12 protein-coding genes, 1 tRNA gene and 1 pseudogene are annotated in these 19560 nt (G+C 68.0%); 6 read left to right on the top strand and 8 right to left on the bottom strand.

The genetic code is table 11. From position 1 onward, the window contains the following. Positions 1-157 precede the first annotated feature (157 nt). From tsaE to BM314_RS19405, 3 genes are all read left to right on the top strand, one after another. Complete coding sequence (gene tsaE / locus BM314_RS19415; protein ID WP_091979702.1) at positions 158-1720, top strand: tRNA (adenosine(37)-N6)-threonylcarbamoyltransferase complex ATPase subunit type 1 TsaE; 1563 nt, start codon at positions 158-160, stop codon at positions 1718-1720. Between the two features lie 19 nt (positions 1721-1739). After that, positions 1740-2492 carry a nucleotidyltransferase family protein gene (locus BM314_RS19410; protein ID WP_091927888.1) on the top strand — a complete coding sequence of 251 codons (753 nt, stop codon included), beginning with the start codon at positions 1740-1742 and terminating at the stop codon, positions 2490-2492. A 124-nt stretch (positions 2493-2616) separates the two neighbouring features. Next, positions 2617-2693, top strand: a tRNA-Arg gene (locus tag BM314_RS19405). A gap of 182 nt (positions 2694-2875) precedes the next feature. Here BM314_RS19405 and BM314_RS31040 read toward each other — a convergent pair. From BM314_RS31040 to BM314_RS19370, 8 genes and pseudogenes are all read right to left on the bottom strand, one after another. Beyond that, positions 2876-2998 (bottom strand): annotated as a pseudogene (locus BM314_RS31040) (IS481 family transposase); the annotation flags it as partial. A gap of 220 nt (positions 2999-3218) precedes the next feature. Further along, on the bottom strand, positions 3219-4163 hold the full coding sequence (locus BM314_RS19400; RefSeq protein WP_020091249.1) for a glycoside hydrolase family 16 protein: 945 nt from the start codon (positions 4161-4163) through the stop codon (positions 3219-3221). A gap of 132 nt (positions 4164-4295) precedes the next feature. Then, entirely contained in the window at positions 4296-6926 is a 2631-nt protein-coding gene (locus tag BM314_RS19395; RefSeq protein ID WP_091979621.1) for an FAD-dependent oxidoreductase, read from the bottom strand. A 552-nt stretch (positions 6927-7478) separates the two neighbouring features. Then, positions 7479-8591: a glycosyltransferase gene (locus tag BM314_RS19390; RefSeq protein WP_056524834.1), complete on the bottom strand. Its 1113-nt coding sequence runs from the start codon at positions 8589-8591 to the stop codon at positions 7479-7481. A 71-nt stretch (positions 8592-8662) separates the two neighbouring features. Then, a complete protein-coding gene (locus tag BM314_RS19385; protein WP_091979619.1) occupies positions 8663-10327 on the bottom strand; it encodes a Wzz/FepE/Etk N-terminal domain-containing protein in 1665 nt (554 codons plus the stop codon). 1 nt (position 10328) lies between these two features. Further along, complete coding sequence (locus BM314_RS19380; protein WP_091979617.1) at positions 10329-12359, bottom strand: glycosyltransferase; 2031 nt, start codon at positions 12357-12359, stop codon at positions 10329-10331. Between the two features lie 269 nt (positions 12360-12628). Then, positions 12629-13948: a rhodanese-like domain-containing protein gene (locus BM314_RS19375; protein ID WP_091979615.1), complete on the bottom strand. Its 1320-nt coding sequence runs from the start codon at positions 13946-13948 to the stop codon at positions 12629-12631. Then, positions 13945-14790 carry a hydrolase gene (locus BM314_RS19370; protein ID WP_244539983.1) on the bottom strand — a complete coding sequence of 282 codons (846 nt, stop codon included), beginning with the start codon at positions 14788-14790 and terminating at the stop codon, positions 13945-13947. The genes BM314_RS19375 and BM314_RS19370 overlap by 4 nt, the downstream gene beginning before the upstream one ends. Positions 14791-15415: 625 nt before the next feature. Here BM314_RS19370 and BM314_RS19365 point away from each other — a divergent pair. From BM314_RS19365 to BM314_RS19355, 3 genes are all read left to right on the top strand, one after another. Next, the gene (locus tag BM314_RS19365) at positions 15416-16438 is read left to right on the top strand and encodes a glycosyltransferase family 2 protein (protein ID WP_091979613.1); all 1023 of its coding nucleotides are present in this window, start codon (positions 15416-15418) and stop codon (positions 16436-16438) included. Positions 16439-16620: 182 nt separating this feature from the next. Next, on the top strand, positions 16621-17682 hold the full coding sequence (locus BM314_RS19360) for a glycosyltransferase family 4 protein (protein WP_091927912.1): 1062 nt from the start codon (positions 16621-16623) through the stop codon (positions 17680-17682). A 244-nt stretch (positions 17683-17926) separates the two neighbouring features. Then, on the top strand, positions 17927-19342 hold the full coding sequence (locus BM314_RS19355) for a lipopolysaccharide biosynthesis protein (protein ID WP_091979611.1): 1416 nt from the start codon (positions 17927-17929) through the stop codon (positions 19340-19342). The last annotated feature ends 218 nt before the right edge of the window (positions 19343-19560 follow it).

Genomic DNA, 19560 nt, shown 5'->3' with positions numbered 1-19560 from the left:
GGTCTTTCGCCACCCCCGCGAGCGTGGTTTCGATGCACCGGGCGGGCGGGAAGCGCGCGGCTCCGGGCGGAAACGCTTGCATCCGGTGCGTGTTTTCGGACCATGCGTCTTCGGGTCTCGGAGGCGGGCTTTGGGCGGAGACGAGCTGGACGGGCAGATGGCCGAAGGGGCTGCGGGGGCATCCGCGCATCCGGCGCCCTGGGAATTCGTGCTGCCGGAGGAGACGGCCACCGAGGATCTCGGCCTGTTCCTCTCCGAGTTCCTGATGCCCGGGGACGTCGTGGCTCTGTCCGGCGGCCTGGGTGGTGGCAAGACCACGCTCGCCCGCGCGGTCATCCGCGAGCTCGCCGGCGACCCGCGTCTGGAGGTGCCGAGCCCGACCTTCACGCTGATCCAGCCCTACGCGGCCCGCGACGGCCGGCCGATCGTCCACGCCGACCTGTACCGGCTGCGCGACCCCGACGAGTTGGTGGAACTCGGCTTCGACGAGATGGCCGAGGGCGCGATCACCCTGGTGGAGTGGCCCGACCGGATGCCGCCCCGCGCCGGCCCGGTGCTGACCGTGGACCTGTCCCTGCGGGCGGAGTTCGGCCCCGAGGCGCGGCTCGTGCGGATCGACGGCACCGGCGGCATGCGCGCCCGCCTCGACCGGGCCCGCGCGGTGCGCCGCCTCCTCGACCGCAGCGGCTGGGACATCGCCGAGCGGACCTTGATGCAGGGGGACGCCTCCTCCCGCGCCTACGAGCGCCTGACCAAGCCCGACGGCACCAGCGCGGTGCTGATGATCGCGCCGCCGCGACCCGACGGGCCGCCGGTGCGGGACGGCAAGCCCTACAGCGCGATCGTGCACCTCGCCGAGAGCGTCCACGCCTTCGTCGCCCTCGACCGCGGCCTGCGGGCACTCGGCTTCTCGGCCCCGAAGATCTACGGCGAGGACCTGACCGAGGGCCTGCTCATCCTGGAGGATCTCGGCAGCGAGCCGGTGATCGAGGGGGGCGCCCCGCGGCCCGAGCGCTACGCCGAGGCCGTGCGCGTGCTGGCCAAGCTCCATGCCAACCCGCTGCCCCCGGTCCTGCCCGTGGCGGAGGGGATCGAGCACAGGCTGCCGCCCTACGACATGGAGGCGCTGCTGTTCGAGGCGGAGCTGATGCCCGAATGGTACGCCCCGGCGATCCGGAACGTCAGCCTGTCGGCGGAGGCGCGGGCGGCCTTCGTCGACCTGTGGCGGGCGGCCCTCCAGGGGGCGATTCCCGATCGGCCGACCTGGACCCTGCGCGACTACCATTCCCCGAACCTGATCTGGCTGCCCGAGCGCGACGGGCTGGAGCGGGTCGGGCTGATCGATTTCCAGGACGCCGTCATGGGCCACCCGGCCTACGACGTCGCCTCGCTGCTGCAGGATGCGCGGGTCGATTCCAGCGCGGAGTTCGAGCTGCGGCTCCTCGGCCTCTACGCCCGCGAGCGCCGCGGCCGGGACCCGACCTTCGACGTCGGCGCCTTCGCCACCGCCTACGCGCTGCTGGCGGCCCAGCGGGCCACCAAGATCCTCGGCATCTTCGCCCGGCTCGACCGGCGCGACGGCAAGCCCGGCTACCTCGCCCACCTGCCGCGGATCGAGGGCTACCTCGCCCGCAACCTCGCCCATCCGGCGCTCGCCGGTCTGCGGGCCTGGCACGCGGACCATCTGCCGGGCCTCGTCGCCCCGGCGCCCGACCCCTGACCACCGGATTCCCGACCGCATGAGCGATCCCAGCCCCGCCGTCAGCCGCGCCTTCGTCCTGGCCGCGGGCCTGGGCAAGCGCATGCGGCCGGTGACCGCCACCGTGCCGAAACCCCTGGTAGAGGTGTCCGGCAAGGCCCTGCTCGACCATGCCCTCGACCGGGTCGCCGAGGCCGGGATCGGGAGCGCAGTCGTCAACGTCCACTACCTCGCCGACCTGATCGAGGGGCACCTCGCGCGCCGGGCCGAGGGGGCGGCCCCGGGACCGGCCACGACCGTCTCCGACGAGCGCGCGGCGCTGCTGGAGACGGGCGGCGGCATCCGCAAGGCGCTGCCGCTCCTGGGCGACGCGCCGTTCGTGGTGCTGAACTCGGATTCGTTCTGGCTCGAGGGGCCGGCCTCCAACCTGCGCCGGCTGATCGAGACCTGGGACGGGGACCGCATGGACGGCCTGCTGCTGGTGGCGCCGACCGCCACCAGCCTCGGCTACGAGGGCGCCGGGGATTTCGTGATGGATCCGGACGGCCGCCTAGAGCGCCGCGGCGAGCGCGCGGTGGCGCCGTTCATCTACGCGGGGGTGGCGATTCTCACGCCGGGCCTCTTCGCCGACACGCCGGAGGGCGCGTTCTCGCTCAACCTGCTGTTCGACCGGGCGATCGCGGCGGGGCGGCTGTTCGGGATGCGGCTCGACGGCCAGTGGCTGCATGTCGGCACGCCGGAGGCGATCCGGGCCGCGGAGGAGCGCGTCCGCGCGAGCGCCCGGGCCCCGTAGAGAGCCGGATCCGGGGCACGATGCGCGGAGCGCGAAGTCCTTGTCCGAAGTGTCTTGCCAAGCCGGATCTGAGCCTCTAGAAGCCCCTTCACACCGGCGGGCCGAGAGCCCGCCGCCGTGTCAGGCGCCCGTAGCTCAGCTGGATAGAGCACCAGACTACGAATCTGGGGGTCAGAGGTTCGAATCCTTTCGGGCGCGCCATTTAAATCACGTGCTTAGCGGATGCCGGGGCAATGCCCTTTCCCGCTGACGACTGTCGGACGACCAACCCACGAAGTCTCTGAACTCGCGACGAGAGCGTGTTTGGTCCCGGCCTTTGGTGGAGCGGGTCGAGCCTGAAGTGCTCTGATTCTGCGGCCCAGGCTTTGCTGACAGCCTCGCAGCTCGATCGACAGCACGGTCGAATGCCGCTCCTTCGGCCCAGTACGCTGATCGAGGACGGACGTGCGCGTCTTCCACTTCGCCACGGCTTTCAGGTTGATGCCGTAGCGCTCGGCCAGCGTTCGATCTGGCGCAGCTTCAGCACCACCTGCTCCCCGCTCGTCTTCTGACCGCGCCGCATGTCCGACGCCTTCGGGCCCAACTGACCCTCTCAATCAGCCCGGTCCAAAGCCAGCCGGTCAGGTCAGATTCGGAGCGACGCGCTTGGTGTGCCGTCCGCGATGAGAACAGGTCGCGGGCGCGAGCCTCGCCGCCCTCACGGATTCGTCGGCGCGGCGTCCGAGGCTACGCGTACACGCGAAAGTAATCGACGCGCATATGGGTGAGCTTCTGCGCTTCGGTCAGTTGAGGGGCCGGGACATCCGTCCGCAACGCCAATGTGAGGAGCGGCCAGAAGACGTCGCCGGCTTGTTCCATCTCCGACGCGCGGGTGAGTGTCCAGATATTGAGCTGGTTCGTCTTAGGATTGATGATTGGCTTGCGCTCGAAATAAGGAATGCATTGACCGTCCTGGATCAGCACGCCGTACCGGCAGTACTGTTCGGTCATGTCGACGGGCGTGGGAACGCCGGTGCCTTCGTTGTGCTCGCCGGGCTGCCCCCATTCGTGCAGGTACGCGCCGTAGAGCTTCGGCTCGAAACCCTTATGCTCGACGATATCGACCTCTATGCTCCGTTTGGCATTGGTGATGCCATCCCGGTTGAGAAGCCAGAACGCCGGCCACGTGAGCGGATGCCGCGGGAATCTCATCCGCGCTTCGAGATAGCCTTGGCGCCAGCCGACCGATACGACACCGCTGCGGCTGCCGGTCTGCAAATTTCCGGAAATCCACTGATAGTCGGATGTGTTGTTTCCATAGTAATTCACGACGCTCATCTTGCGTCCGATGTATTTCGCGGAAATCTGGAGGGCCGTGCCGCCCGTGGCCTCCGCATCCGCGACGATCTCGTAGGGTTTGAAGCCTTCCGCCCCGGCAAGGGGAGCGAAGGCGGAACGGCCGTAGAAACCGGACGGCCCAGTCGTGGCCTTCGGTCCGCCATTCCAGATCCGTCCGTTGATCTCCGCGAAGGGCTCATCGAAGACGAGCGTGCGGCCCTGCGTCGGATCCACGGAGGCGTCGATCGCCGCGCTCGAGCCGCTGGTCGGCAGCAGGGACGCGGCCGCGCAGATCGGTAGATCCCGGAAGCACGATTTCAGCAGATCGCGGCGTACCCAGCGAGGTTTCGTCATGGCTCAGGCTCCGAGTTCCGGCGTGGTAAGTGAGAGAGAACTTCGCGGCACGAACCTTCCTTTCGCGGCGACGCCATGAGCTGGGACGTGCCGGTGCCCGGCGGCGCGCCGCTGTGGTGAGGCTGACGGCTTTCAGGACCGGTTTCGCTCCCGTGTTTCCGCTCGCAGGATGTCCAGCGCCATGGCGCGGGCCCTGGCCATTCCGTAGCGGTGTCGATACCCGGCCTGCCGCAGACGATCGTTGGGGAACCGCATCCTCCAGAGAGGATTGCGCAAGGGCAGCGTCCGGTTGCGCAGGAAATCGTGGAGCCAGTCGACGAGGGCCGGCATCGGGATGACCCGGAAGCGGGGATCGCGGCTTATCGCGAACGCCCGCCGCATGAAGTCGCCGATCCGCGCATCGCGCGCCTCGTGATCGGAGAGATTGAAGACCTGGACCTCGCCCGCCGGCCAAGCCCCGGTCAGGGACCGCGTCATCGTCCAGATCGCCGCGTCCGTGACGTCCCGGACGTAGACGTGATGGGAGGGCCGATGCGCTGCGAAGAGGCGCTTCGAGAGGCTCCAGTCGCGCAAGCCGATGAGATTATGGAGATCGACGACCACCGTCGGGCGCAGGATCACGTAGGGAAGGGTCGAGGCGATCCGCCTGATGGCCTCTTCGCCGGCGAGCTTCGTTCGACCGTAGGCGCGAACGTAGTCCAGGGCCCAGTATTCGGATTTGACGTCGACGCTGCTGGTGAGAACCGGCGCCGTCTCCGTCACGGTGCGCGCGCGGCCGCTGCCATACACGGAGACGGTGCTCATGTAGCAGAAGGCCCGGACCCCGTCCCGCTCGGCGGCTTCGGCCAGTCGCCGCGTCGCCTCGACATTGATGGCCTGCATCCGATCCTGCTTCCCGAGCTCGGCGGCGAGATGCATGACGGCCGCGCAGCCGTGGACGAGGCCGGCGTAATCCTGATCCGCCGTGAAGTCGAAGGTCCGCCACTCGATCCGACCCGTGCGCGGCTGCGCCTCGGTCAGGGGCTGGGACGTGACGGCCCTGACCGCGTAGCCGCGTTCCTGCAGGTCCTCCACCAGGATGCGGCCGATCCGCCCCGTCGCCCCCGTCACGAGGACGCGGAGATCGCCCGGGACGGGCGGAGACGTTCGGAGGTCGGAGACCACGGTGTCGCGCTGCTCCCGGACCTTCAGCAGGTCGGCGAGGCGGATCGCCAGAGCGACGATCATCTGCGTGGGATTGCAGTGGCCTCCTGTCGGGAACACCGAACTTCCCGTGACGAACAGGCCGTCGATCCCGTGAACCTGGCCGCGCGCATCGACGACGCCCCTGGCGGCATCGTCGGACATGCGGGTGGTGCCGGTCGGGTGGGCGACATCGACGAAGCTGAGCGGGATCGGCGCCTCTTCGCGCACCCAGTCTGCTAGCTCGGGCACGGGCAGGCCCAGGCGGGCGAACTCGGAGACGACGAGCCGCGCCGTCTCGCGCATCGTGCGGCCTTCATCTTCGTGACTGCGCCAGTCGATCAGGGGCAGCCGGCTGCCCAGGTGATCCCGCTGATCGGACAGCATGACCCGGCTCTCGGGATCCGGCCGCTGCTCGACCATGCATTCGAGGCTCAGCTCGGACAGCTTCCGCGGAAAGCCGTTGCGCGCGATGAAATGGTCCCGGCAGCCGCGCAGGAGCAGCGGCAGGTTCGACGTCAGCGTCAGGATGTCCTTCGCCCGCGGCTTGCCGACCAGGATCCTCCGGATCGCGTCGCCCGGGTCGTCGGGGGCGAGCGTCTCCCCGAGCCAGACCGCGCTGTTCAGGAGCTGGCGGCTTCGCTGGACGTCCGGGCTCAGGCGGAGCCCGCCCCGGAACAGCCGATCCTCGATGGTGTAGCGGCCGAACCGCCGCTGCAGCGCGCGCGATCGGTGAGGGTCGAAATGCGCGACCGGCCCGCGCAGGTGATCCATCAGGTAGCGACCCACGCGGTCGAACCTGTTGCCGAGGCCGCCCGGGACCTGATGATCGGAGGCGAGGAGGAGCCGCGCATTCTCGATCCCGCCGGCACACAGGACGACATGGCGGGCCGGCAGCTTGACGATCGCGCCGTCGGGCGCCGCGACTTGGACGCCCTGTACCCTGTCGCCCGTCCCGTTCACGTCGATCGCGACGACGGTCGCGCCGCTGATCAACGTGACGTTCGGGCCCAACTTCTCGTCCAGTTTCCGCCCGAAGCGCGTGTACTCGAACGGATAGGCTTCCGCGTCGTCGCGGCTGAACTGCCAGAAGAAGGGCAGGAGCATCCGAGGATCCGGCTCGGACCAGGCCGGCTGCGAACCGAACAGGTCCCAGAAGCGCGCGTCGCTGAAATGGTTGCCGTAGGCGAGCCCGAGATACTTGGCCGTCCGCTCGAGATAAGGATCGAGTGCGTCGCGCTGGAACGGCCACCCACTCTCCGGGACCCAGGCACGCTGCTCGAAGTCGATCGTGTCGAAAGGGGCGCACCGGCCGCCCCACGTGTGCGAGCTACCACCCACGATCCGGTTCCGGACGGCCCACTGGGTCGCGCGCGGCCGGCCGACATTCACGATGGCGTCCAGCGCGTCCGCGCTCTCCATCCGGTCGAGGCCGCCGCTCTCCAGCAGCACGACCCTCAGGCCGCCGCCGGACAGCTCGCGCGCCAAGGTGCTCCCGGCCGGGCCCGTCCCGACAATGCAGACATCGCAAGCCGCATCCAGAAGACCCTCGATTTCACGTGCGGCACGCAGTTGGATCACGGTGGGCGGCTCCCGGGCTCATTCCATCGAGACTACCGTCGCGCACTTATTGCTGAAGCGCGGACGTGGACGATCGACGCGTTGAGGAGGCATGAATATGCTCAGTGTCCACTTGCCATGACGCCGGATCGTCAGTGATTCTTCGGGCACGACGCGGATATGGACCAGCGATAGATCCGTCGACGAGCGGGCGCGACGGTTGCGCGCGGTCGTGAGGACGGCGATCCATGACGCTCCGCGGCGCGGTCCGGACGTTGTCGGCCGGTGGTGCGGCTCTCCCGTGCGACGCGCGCCTATCGCCCCGTACCGGCCGGCCGGCGCATCGCGGCTGCGAACCCTGACGCGCTCGGCGGGCCGCCGCGTCGATGCTGCTTCCGCGGCGCGCGCGACGACTTAGAGCCGTGCCCGATCGCGTTGCAATCGGGCACGGCTCTAGACCTTTGTCTTGACGCGCTCTCTTACGCCGAACCGGTATCCACTTCGGCGGAGAGCGCTCTAGGGTCGAGGTGGAGGATGGGCCGGGCCGCTGCGCGACCGGGGGCTGGCCGAGGTTCAGCATGCCGATTGCCGGATCGCGTCGGCGTGAATGTGCACGATCCTCTCGGCACTGTACTGGTCGATGTGAAGCTTCCTGAATTCCGAAAACGATCTCTCCAGGATTATATTGTCGCAGTAATACTCCATGGATTCTATGAGCGCCTCCTCGTCGTCGGGTGGGATCAGGCGCCCGAGACGTCGGTCGACCAGGATGTCGCTGGGGCCGAATTCGCAATCGGTGGATATGACGGGCAGTCCGCACCGGAGGGCTTCGCAGATCGCCAGCGACCAGCCCTCCCATCGAGACGTCGCGACGAAGACATCACTCGCGAAGAGCGCCCGTTGCGGGTTGTCCGGGTAGTGGACGAGCCGGACGACCTCGGACAGGCCGAGCGCCTGAATCTGGTCCGCCAGCGCCGCTTTGTCGGATCCGTGGCCGACCAAGTTGAGCCGCACGTTCCTGCGCCGCTCGTACAATCGCGCGAACGCGCGCACCAGAAGGTCCTGACCCTTCTGGAAGGCGTAGCGTCCGACATTCACGAAGGTGATGACGGCGGGGTCGGGCCGGATGTCGGCGTCCGACGCTTCGAAGTGCCTGACCGGGTTGGGAACCCAGTACATTGGCCGTCTGCAGTTGAAATCGGCCTCGAACGCCCGGAGCTGCCGCGGCGACGTGCCGAAAACGGAAGCGATCCGCGGGAGGATGTAATGCTTCAGGAGGAAGAACTTGACCTTCGATTTCAGGCTGGCGGATTCGCGCCGCGGGTTGCCGTGCAGGTGCATCGTGATCCGCTGCGGGATGCCCAACCGGGCGAGCCAGAAGATGACGGTCGGCTCGATCTGCGGGACGATGACCAGATCGTAGCGGCCTCCTTTGCTGACATCCCTGAAGATCCGCAGGAGGTGCAGGCGCGATGTGACCGGCCGGAAGACGCTTCTGTAAGGCCGCGGTTCCGCCGGGTAGTTCGCGTGCTGCGTGACTCGCAGCACGTCGACGGCGAACTCGGTGCCGCACTTCTGCGCGAGTTCCCCGCCGATCGTGTCGACCACTCGCTCGATGCCGGCGAAGACGGAAGACCCCGGCTGTAGATAGAGGATCTGGACCTTCTCACGATCTCCGGCCGCCATCCCAACCAACTCCTTCCGTTCGAAGCTCCGGCGATCCGGGCGCGGGCCCGTCGACGATGCCGGAGTCCGACTCACGCGCGATTGAGGACGGCGCCGATCACGTTCGCGCCGGCACCGATCAGGCCGTTCACCGCGTCCGACAGCTCGTCGACGGTCGTCCGCCCGGCCTCGGCGACGATCACCACGACATCCGCTCGACGGGCCGCGACCCGGGACTCGGCCGAGACGGAGAGCGGAGGCAGGTCGAGGATGACGTAGCCCCCCCGGCGCATCTGGTCGATGACGCTCTGGAAGACCGAGGAGCTGAGGGAGATGCCGGCGCCGACCGCCGTGTACGGCGACCGCGACGGCAGGACCGAGACGCCCCCGAAATCCACGAACTTGGCGAGGGCCAGATGGCTCGGATTGATGATCAGGTCGGCGAGACTCGCGCCGACCCCAGCCTTGGAGTCCGGGGTCAGGAAGAAGGTTCCGGCGCCGTGGATATTCGTGTCGATCAGCCGGGCGGTCCGGCCGCCTTCCTGCAGCAGGCGCGCCAAGCTCAGGCCGATCAGGGTCGTGCCGGTGCGCGGGGTGCAGCCGACCAGGGCGATGACACAGTCGGAATCGTGGCCGCGCGCGGAGAGGGCCAGCTGGATCGACGTCCGAAGGTCGCGGACGCCCGTGGAGAATTTGACGTTGAGGAACCACGGCGCGTTGACGTTGCGCAGATCCACGGTCTCGCGGCGCCCCTCGGCCGTCTTGCGCAGGACCTCGGGCATCACGGCGAGGCAGGGGATGCCGGCCCTCTGGACGAGATCCTGCGGCGTCCGGATCCGGCGGTCGAAGGCCTGCAGCAGCGCCACGGCCAGGAAGCCGCCGACGAGGCCGATCATCGCGCCGAGGCCGAGGATCAGGGTCTTCCGCGGGGCCGAGGGTTTGAGGGGCTGCAGCGCCGCGCCGATCACCCGCGCGTCGGCATCGGGCGTCGGCGCGTCCGGCAGCGTGCCCTCGGTGACGGCCGCCGCGGCGGACCGCGCCTGGGAGGCGAGGGCATTGACGCGACCCTGGAGGAACTCGGCACCGTTCTTGGCCGCATCGGCTTTGGCAGCGATGGATTGCAGGAGATAGGCCGAGACGGCCGCGTTCGCGACGCGCCGCGCCAGGTTCGGGTCTCTGGACGTGTACGAGACCTCGACAACGTACGACTGTCCGACCCGCCTGACGGTAAATCGCTCGGCGAAGTTCTCGAACTTCCTCTGCTGCAGGATGGCTGCCGTCGACGGCGGGGCGGTCCGCAGCCCCGACAATTCGGACGCGCCCGGGCCCGGCTCCTTCGGGCTCTCGGCTTCCGGAGGACCGAATTCCGGATTGTTCGCCAGCTGGAGACTGTTGAACACGTTCGCCAGCAGCCGTTCCGAGCGGAGGACCTGGAGCTCACTCTCGGCCCGGCCCACATCGAGGCTCGGCATCAGGGCGCCATCGGAGGAGCCCGAGCCCACCGGGCGCCGCGGCTCGAGCAGCAGCACCGCGGTCGCCGTGTAGAAGGGGGTCGCGGTCACCGTGTAGAGCGCCGCGCAGCCGATGCAGAAGACCACCCAGACGGCCACCGCCAGTTTGTGCCGGCGGGCCGCCTTGAGGGCCGCCGAGATGACGGCCAGCGGGCCGTCCTGCACGCCGATGGAGGTCGTCTCCGGAGAATGGGAGACCGATTGGGACTGGTCCGGCGGGATCCGGTTGGTGTTGTGGATGTTCATCTCACACTTTCCGTCGGATCTTCAGGGCCCGCTCGGGCTCCAGCCGTCCCAGGAGCACGTCCGCGGCGCCGCGCAGATTGCCGCGCAGCCGGCCGCGCCGGTCGATGAACGGCTCGGGGGCCGCGAAGCGCGTCACGTTGCTGAGAACGTTGCGGGTAATCTGGCCGAAGACTTGAGACAGGGTCATCGTGCCCTTGCGCAGCATGTATAGCGGGTTGACAATCTGCGAATAGCCGAGCCGATCGCCGGAGATGCGGCCGCCTTTCACGCCCATATGGACGCCGCGGGCCTCCATGCATTTGACGAGCCGGCCGCCTCGGGCCGCCAGGGCCGCGCCGAAATCGCGATCCTCGAGCCAGCCGTACAGGACGAGCCGCTCGTCGAAGCGCAGCGTGCCGATGGCCGCGCGACGGAACGCCATGTTGCAGCCGTACGGGCTGAAGGCCTCGATGGGCGCCGCCGGCTCGACCGGAGCCAGCGCGGCGAGCATCCGGTCGACCTCGGTGAAGCGCAGTCCGGGCCCCTTGATGCCGTCCGCGACGACGTCGCCCGTCAGGCCGACGATGTCCGGCTCGTCTTCGAAGCGCTGCGCGGCTGCCGCGAGCCAGCCGGCCTCGGGGACGAAGTCATCGTCGAAGAAGACCACGATATCGATCGCCTCGGGCAGCGCGGCGAGGGCGGCATTTCTCTGAGTGGCGAGGCCGGGACGCCCCGTGACCACCGTCACGCCGGGCCACGCGGCCGCCTCGCCGGCATCGTCCGGGGTGACGCAGGAGATCAGGATGGCGGCGGGCTTCAGGGTCTGCCGATCCAGGATCCGCCGCAGCGTGCCGGTCACCACCTCGGGACGGCCCAGCGTCGCGATGGCGACGGCGATGCTGGGCGGAGATGGCGGTGCCGCGGATCGCGCGGCAGGGCGCGCGGCGGGGCGCGCGGTCGGCCGCACCTTCGGCGCCCGCATGAGATCGAGGTAGCCCTGCGCCGAAGCCTCCCACGAGAAGAGGGCGGCCTGATCGCGACCGCGGCCGATCAGGTCCGATCGCAGGTCCGGGCTCGCGGCCAGGGCACGGATCTGGTCGAGCCAGCGTTCCGGCCGGTCCGGCGGAGCGAGCAGGGCCGCCGACCCGCAGATCTCCGGCAAACTCGCGCGGTCGGTCGAGACGACGGGGCAGCCGCGTGCCATCGCCTCCAGCGCCGGAAGCCCGAACCCCTCCGTGAGGGAGGGGAAGGCCAGGCACAGGGCGCGCTCCATCAGGTAGGCGAGGTCGTGGTCGGTGACGAAGCCGAGGTGGCGGACATTCTCGCCGCGCCGCAGGTCCTCGGCGGCGTAGATGGTCGCCTGGCCGCCCGCCACCACGAGGTCGAGCCCGAGTTCGCCCAAGGCGGGCGCCAGTTTGAGCAGCAGATCGAGGTTCTTGTGGCGGGCGCGGGACCCGAGGGCCAGCACGAAGGGGCGCTCCAGGCCGTCAGCGTCCCGGTCCAGGGCCGCCGGCGCCCGGACGGCCTGTCGCGGATCCCAGGCGTGCACGTGCTCGTGCCCGTTCGGGAGCACGACGATGTCGGAGGCTCTCACCGAGAGATGGTTGGCGATCTGTCCGGCCGAGAAGCTCGAGACGGTGGCGATCCGCGCGGCACGGCGCGCCAGAAGCGGCTGGAGCGTCCTGTAGAAGGTCCGGAACGACGCGCTGTAGCTCTCCGGCGCGTTGAACACGTTCGCGTCGTGGATGCAGACGACCTGATCGGCCTTCAGCGCGGGGGCGGTGTTGCAGAGGTTGAGCAATCGGCCGGGCCAGGCGCGCGGCAGGACGAATTGCTCCCAGGCATGCCCACCCGCCGGTCCGACGGTGCGGAGCGGCGTGCCTGCGAGACGGGGATCCTCCGCGTCCGGCACGGACAGCAAGGGGGCGCTCTCGCCCCGAGCGGCCAGGACCGCGCTCAGCGCCCGGGTGACGTTCATCGCGTAGCGCTGAACCCCGGTCATCGGCTGGGTGAGGAACCGACCGTTGATTCCGAACGATCCGACTGCCGTCATGCTGTCGCTCTACTCCTGTCGGAGCCCCGATTCGCGGATCGAATACGAGAACAAGAGTGTTCCACCTTTCGCGTGAGCGGCGCGGTCGGACCCGCGATCCCAGGAACCGGGATCGCGCATGACCCCGCGCGTGCGCAGAATTCGCGTACGTAATAGAGGCAAAAATCCGGGACGCTAATTATTTTATAGTCAGCATTCTGATTCTCGACAGGAAAATCCAAGTTCAGTAGCCGAGGCCCGAACGCTGCATTCGACGACACGGAGAGACCTCAGTTCGCGCCAGAGGCCTGCCGGCGCCACAGGGGCGGCTCCGCGCGCGCCTCGGGCGCGGGCTCGCGGCGGCGGACGAGACGGGACGTGGCCTCCCTTCGAAGGGCGCGACCGGCGTAGACGGCCTCGATCACGGGAAGCAGGAACCGGCCGGCCCGCGGGAAGAAGCGGAGAAGCGCGCCCTCGCGCCAGAGACTGTCGCGGATCTGCTGCGCAGGTCGGGCCGGCCGCGGTGTGGCGTACTGCGCGCTCAGCTCGACGCGTCCGAAATCGCGGGATCTGCCGCCGAGACTCAAGGTCGAGACGGTCCGGTCATCCGGCCAGATGATTGCCTTCTTCAGGGCCGCCCACGCCCGCGCCGCGTCGTCCGGGATCGCCGCGACGCTCTCGGAGCGAAGATCGTCGATGTAGGCCAGGACACCGGTGAAGAGGTCCGGCCGCGTCGATGCGATCCGCGCCTCCCAGCCCTCGTCCTGAAGATTGGCCCGCGGCGGCGATCCCGGGACGGCCTGGGCGAAGGTGCGGACGCTTGGCAGGTCCGGTTCCAGGCAGGCCTCGATCAGGTGCCAGAAGCGCAGCACCGACGTGCGCGCGTCCCAGGGCTTGTACCAGTCGCTCTCGACACTCAGGCCGAACGTGCGGCGGAAATGCGGTGTGGCGAGGCGCTTGTAGTTGCAGCGGGCGAGCTGGAGCCCTGACCACGTCCGCTCCGGCAGGCCCTCCTGAAGCATGCGGACCGTGCTGCCGTAGAGCCCGGTATCGACCAGCACGCAGTGGCGCGCCGGGCCGGCGCAGGCCTCGAGATGCGTGCGGAAACGGGCATCCTGTTGGGCGACCGCGGCGTGAAGGCGGGCCACGCCGGGCTGGTTGCCGGACAGCAGCGCGGTGAAAGCCCCCTCCTCGAAGGGCTCATCCCAGGACGCCGGAAGGGCCAGATCGTCGCGTTGCGCCAGCGCCGCCGCGATCTCCGCCATCGACCGGCCGCTGAACTCCCGACCGAGTTCGGAGAGCATGCCGGGGCTCGGCGGATCGAAGGCGGTGCGGGCGGCCACGAGGCGCGAGACCATCAGGGCCGCGCGCGGGAGGTTCTGTGGCAGGCCGGTTCGCTGGAGGAAGCGCTCGTAGACGAGTTGCAGGCGCAGGCCACCCCGGGCGCAGAACAGGAGGACGGTCCTGTCCGGCGCGAGGAAGCGTTCCGCGAGCCAGAGGCGCAGGCAGAACTCGGCGAGGATCGGGCCCAGCACGCGCTGGCCGAACGCGACCGCGTCGTCGCCCGCGTCGTCGCCCGCGGGGCCGCGTGCGGCGTCGGTCGCGCTCACGGCCCGATCCTCCTGGCCCCGCTGCGGGCGGCACCGATCCAGTGCCGGTGCATCACGCGAGCGCGGACGGCATCGAGGCGGCGACGCAGCACCACGTGGCGCGGCCGGAGCAGTTGTGCCGTCCTCAGGCCCGCGGCGGCGGCCATCGTCACGTCCGCCAGCGTGTCATCGCCGAGGTGGAGGATCTCGGCGGGGGGCACTTTCTCGCTCCGGAGAACGACATCGAAGAGCGCCCGTGTCCGCTTGGTCGCGTCGTGGTCGGCACTGGTGTAGATGCGCGCGATGGGATGGTCGGGAGCCAGCGCGTTCAGCAGATGCGCGATCGTCTCGCCGCGGTGGTACGTATCGCTCACCGCGATGATCCTGCCCCCGGCCCGCGCCCGGCCCCTCAGCCACGTCATCAGCCGGGTGTTCGCGCGCAACTGGGCGCGTTCGACCGTGATCTCGGCCCGATACAGGATATCCGCGGCCCGATCATCGAGACCGAGGACGCGCGTCATGGCCGCGAGCATGTCGGCGAAGCGCACGTCGCCCGAGGGATTGGCCAAGTCGAGCGCCCGGTAGGCCGCTCGCTGCACCTCCAGGCGCGCGGCGTAGATCGCGCCCGGACGGCGCACCACGCCGTGCTCCGCCGCGAGCAGCTGCGACGCGACGGCCGCGATCTCGTGGAAGCGGCAGCGCTCGGACCGGTGATCGCGCAGGAGCAGCGTGTCGAAGACGTCGCAGGATACGATACGGGCTGCCGTCTCGGGTAGGTGCATGATGGCTAGATCTCTCCCGATCGATGGCGATCGAACCTGATGCCTGCCCGCCGGGCCGCGTCCGGCGGATCCCTTCTGCAATGACGGTGCCGTGACGGCACCACGCTGCGCGCGATGTCCATCCTCCAACGAGTATAGCAACAATCTGTCCCGTCCGACATCAATGAAGGCGTGCTGCTACGGCCATAAGAATTGACGAGGCGACCGCGCACCCCCCGAAAAGGCGGGTTGATCGGCCCGACCGAGGGGGAATTTCCGGGAAAGGGGGCCTTAGTGGAGCTTGGGGGCGCCCAACAAGACCGCCGTTCGGAGTAGGTCCGGGAGATCAAAGGTACGACCGCCCGCGCTGGGAGGGCGGTCGGCGCCGTCGGCCGCGACGGATCGACCGACAGGCTCGACTTGCCTGGATGTCACCTCGATCTCGCGCCTCATCCGGGGTTCAACACGTTCCTGGAAGCCCGGCTCGGGCCGGAAAGGGATGGACCTCGATCGATTCTCGATCACGGAGAATTGACTATTGTCATCGAGACAACGTGAAATGCTGATCTCGTCAGCGATAAATCCGGCAATTATACTTGGATTGTGGCTGCGTCTTCATGTATCGATTGTGGATCTCGGCGGGATGCCGTGCTAGCCAACATCCTGTTGAGCGCTCGAGACAGTGAGAGACGGGAGCGCGGAGCGACGAGCGAGAAAGACGTCTGTCGTGGTCAAGGATCCTAAGCTCGCAGTCATTATTACATGCTTCAACTACGAAAGTTTTGTCGATAAAGCGATTCAGAGTGTCGTCGACCAGCACAACGACTCTTGTGAGATCGTCGTGATAGACGACGGATCGACGGATGACTCATGGTCGATTATCCAGCGGTCCGGCGTCGCGGCATTCCGGATTCCGAACGGCGGTCAGAGGGCGGCCTGCCTGTATGGATTGGCCAAGACTTCTGCCCCGTTTCTGCTCTTTCTCGACGCGGACGACGAGCTTCTGCCGGGTGCTCTCGACCGTATTCTCGCGGAACTAGATCCGACTGTCGCCAAACTTCAGTTCTGTCTGAGATGCGTCGACTCGGCGGGGGCGATCCTGGCGGACCCATACCCCGCTCTCGGCGCGTTCCGCGGGCAGGACAGGACTGTCGGCGACATCCTGCGCTCAGGCGTCTACCAGGCGCCGCCCACGTCCGGGAATGTCTTCCGCCGCGATGTCTGCGATCTGCTCCATCAATGCGCGTACGACCAAGCTGTCGATGGCGTGATCCTGTTGGCTGCCCCGTTCATGGGCGAGATCGTCAGCCTTTCCGAAAGTCTCGGGCTCTACCGTGTCCATGGCCGCAATGACTCCGGTCTGGGCCGCGTCCCGCAGGCGGCCACCGTCGAGCGGGATCTTCAGCGTTTCCAGTCACGTCTGAGGCATCTGCGCGGTCTTCTTCACGACTGGCGTCCCGGGATCTCCCTCGTCGAGCCAGAGCAGACATACTATTTTCAGTTCCTCGAGTTCTGCATGGCGATCCTCCGGGGTGTCCGGTACGGTGGCAGGCCGTTCCTGGGCCTGATCAGATCTGTCCTGATCGAGCCGCGTTCCCTGAAGTGGAAAATGGCGAATGCGCTCTTCGTCGTCGCGACGTTTCTCGCGCCCGTTCGCTGTGCGCAGGCATTGCTCGCCTTCCGCTTCTCGCCCAAGCGCCGGCCGGTCCGACAGATCCTGCGCGCCACGATCGGTGCGGGGCATTGTTGAAAATCAGTAATGCGCCGGATTTTTCTGTTGCGCCCGGTCGCGCTTTTACACCTAGATGGCTCCGGAATATGTGGCGGCTCTCCTGTTCGGCCAGGGTCGTATCTCCCGCCTAATCGGCGCCGCGGCTTGCATGGAGTCCAGCGCAGGCCGGGGCTCGGATCCGACACGAGCGCTCGTAAGTCATGCGTATTCTCCATCTGCTGAATCACACGCGCCGACTGAACGGCCATGTCCACGCGGCCGTCGATCTCGCGTGCCAACAGGCGCAGGCCGGACACCGGGTCGCGATTGCCAGTCAGGGTGGGGATTTCGATGCGCTGCTCCGGTCCAACGGCGTCGAGTCGATCTTCGCGAGCCACGCGCGCACGCCGGCCCGGATCCTGACGTCGTTCCTCGGATGTGGCGGTGTGCTCCGGCGTTGGCGTCCCGATGTCGTCCACGCCCATATGATGACCAGCGCCGTGCTGGCTTGGCCGACCTGCAAGCTGCTGCGCGTTCCCCTCGTGACGACCGTCCACAATGAGTTCGAGAAGGGTGCCGTCCTCATGGGCCTTGGGACCAGGGTCATCGCTGTGAGCGGCGCGGTCGCCGCGTCGATGCGGAAGCGCGGCATCGCGGCTTCCCGCATCGACGTCGTGCTCAACGGGACCATCGGCTCAGCCCGCATGCGCGGTCGGTCCGAGGAACCGCAGGCTCTGGATCATCCCGCCATCGTCTTCGTCGGAGGCCTGCATCCCCGGAAGGGATTGCCCGATCTGCTGCAGGCCTTCGACAAGGCGTTCCCCCACAATCGCGCCATGCGGCTCTACGTCGTCGGCGGCGGTCCTCACCGGGACGCCTACGAGCAGACCGCGCGCACGCTGGCCTGCGCGGATGCCATTACCTTCGCCGGGCCGCGGGACGATCCGTACCGCTGGATGCTGGGCGCCGACATCTTCGTGCTCCCGTCCCACGCCGATCCGGCACCGCTCGTGCTCTCCGAAGCCCGGGAGGCGGGCTGCGCGATCGTCGGCACCGACGTCGACGGGATTCCCGAGCTGCTCGACGGGGGAAGGGCGGGCATTCTGGTCCCGGCAAACGATCCGGACAAGCTTGCGCAGGCGCTGATCACGCTCACGACCGATCCGAGCGCCCTGGGCGCTTTGAGAGCGAAGAGCCAGATCAACTTGGATCACCTGCGGATCGCACGGGTGGCCGACGAGACCTTGACCGTCTATCGGCGCGCTGCCGGCCTCGCGGGGTGATGCGCGTCCCGGTGCGCGGAACCCGGACACGGCTCCCACAACGCACCGCGGGCGCGGCTCGATCGCAAGCTGACCAAATTAGCTAGATTGATGCCGCCGCCGGATGCTGGTTCAGGACTGCCTTGCAGAGCGTGTCAGGATCGGAATCGCCATGTTGCTCAGATCCGGATCCATGTCGTGACCACGAGGCACGACGTCGTTCCGGGCTGGTGTGGCGCCGGTCAGTCCTCCGTGGGACACGTTCATGCTCGCCTCTAAGACGCTGCGCGGCGCCGGATGGAGTGTCGCCGCGCGGATCTCCGCGCGCGCGATCGATCTCGGCACGCTGCTCGTCCTCGCACGGATCCTGTCGCCCGCCGATTTCGGCCTGACGGCCATCGCCGCGTCCCTGATCTCGATCGTCGAGATGATCCTCGAGATCCCGCTGGTTCAGGCCCTGTTGCGTCTGCAGAAGATCGAGAAGTCGCATCTGGATACTGCATTCACGCTGGGCCTTCTCCGGGGCGGGGTCATCGCCGTTCTGATGATGGCCGCCGCTTGGCCGGTCGCCCACATCTACGACGACGTCCGACTGATCCCCATCACGCTCGCGCTCGCGTCGGCGCCGATCGCGCGAAGCCTCTACAGCCCGGCCATGGTACACCTGTTCCGCAAGATCGACTTCCGTGCGTCGTTTCTCGCGGATTTTTCCGGAAAAGTGGCCGCGGCCCTGATCTCGATCGGGTCTCTCTACTTGGGAGCCGGCTACTGGGCCCTGGTGATCAACCCGGCTGCATCCGCGATCCTGCCGACCATCCTGTCCTACGTGCTGGCGCCTTACCGACCGGGGCTCTCCCTGGCGCGGCTGAGTGCCTTCTCGGCGTTCACAGGCTGGTTCACATCCTCACAGATCCTCGCTGCCTTCAGTTGGCAGTTCGATCGCATGTTCCTCGGTTACCACGTCGACAAGGCCGTACTCGGCCGCTACGGGGTGGCGAGCGATTTCTCCGTCCTCCCGACCCAGAGCGTCATCGGTCCGGCTATGCGGCCGGTCATGGCCGCGTTCGCGACGATGGCCGATGACCGCCTCCGCTTACGAGCCGCCTTCCTGAAGGCGGCTCGACTCACGATGATCATCGCGCTCCCGGCTGGCGTGGGCATCGCACTGACCGCCGACCAGATCGTGAGCGTCATCCTCGGTGCGCAATGGATTTCCGCGGCGCCCTATCTGCGATGGCTGTCGCTGGCCGTCATGTTCACCGCCTATTACCAACCTGTCTCAACGCTCTGCCTCGCGATGGACGAGCCGAACGTGATGCTCAAGATCACGCTCCTCGAATCGGTGGCGAAGGTCTTGAGCATGACACTGGGATTCTATCTCGGCGGCGTGATGATGATGATCTACGCGCGCCTTGCCACGGCCCTGTTTCACTTCCTGATCAGCGCGATCTACGCGCGGCGTCTCGTCGGTGCCGGTGTGGCGGGGCAGATCCGTAATTTCTGGCAGATTGCCCTCTCCTGCGCGGTGATGGCGGCCGCCGTCCTCGCGCTGCGGGCCGCCTTGAGCCGCTTGGATATCGGCTCGGCCGGGCTTCTCGCGGCCCTGATCCTCGGCGGCGCGGCGGCTTACGGCGTGAGCATGCTGCTGCTCGGCTTTCGCCTGCGGACCCTGCGTCCATGAGGCCGGTCGCGCGAGGGCCAGCGGCGAAGAACGCAGAACTTACAGCCGCCATGGGGCTGATCCACGAGATTGCGGAGGGTATAATTTTGGCCGCGCTCACTTCAACGGCTCGGATGAGCAGCGGCCGCAAGACAGACCTCGGGTCGTTAAATCTTGGCTAACTTGGCGGCGTCTGCTACCTTTCGATGTGGCCTTCGGGATTCTGTGCTACGGATACC

Origin of the sequence: Methylobacterium sp. 13MFTsu3.1M2 (assembly GCF_900112625.1) — a bacterium.
In the GTDB taxonomy this organism is placed as follows: Bacteria; Pseudomonadota; Alphaproteobacteria; order Rhizobiales; family Beijerinckiaceae; genus Methylobacterium.
The sequence above is the reverse complement of the archived record's forward strand: the minus strand, read 5'-3'. Positions and strand labels throughout refer to the sequence as shown.

Excerpts from the sequence above, each read along its gene's own strand:
- tsaE (WP_091979702.1), top strand. The coding sequence starts at position 158 with ATGGCCGAAGGGGCTGCGGGGGCATCCGCGCATCCGGCGCCCTGGGAA.
- BM314_RS19410 (WP_091927888.1), top strand. The coding sequence starts at position 1,740 with ATGAGCGATCCCAGCCCCGCCGTCAGCCGCGCCTTCGTCCTGGCCGCG.
- BM314_RS19400 (WP_020091249.1), bottom strand. The coding sequence starts at position 4,163 with ATGACGAAACCTCGCTGGGTACGCCGCGATCTGCTGAAATCGTGCTTC.
- BM314_RS19390 (WP_056524834.1), bottom strand. The coding sequence starts at position 8,591 with ATGGCGGCCGGAGATCGTGAGAAGGTCCAGATCCTCTATCTACAGCCG.
- BM314_RS19385 (WP_091979619.1), bottom strand. The coding sequence starts at position 10,327 with ATGAACATCCACAACACCAACCGGATCCCGCCGGACCAGTCCCAATCG.
- BM314_RS19380 (WP_091979617.1), bottom strand. The coding sequence starts at position 12,359 with ATGACGGCAGTCGGATCGTTCGGAATCAACGGTCGGTTCCTCACCCAG.
- BM314_RS19360 (WP_091927912.1), top strand. The coding sequence starts at position 16,621 with ATGCGTATTCTCCATCTGCTGAATCACACGCGCCGACTGAACGGCCAT.
- BM314_RS19355 (WP_091979611.1), top strand. The coding sequence starts at position 17,927 with ATGCTCGCCTCTAAGACGCTGCGCGGCGCCGGATGGAGTGTCGCCGCG.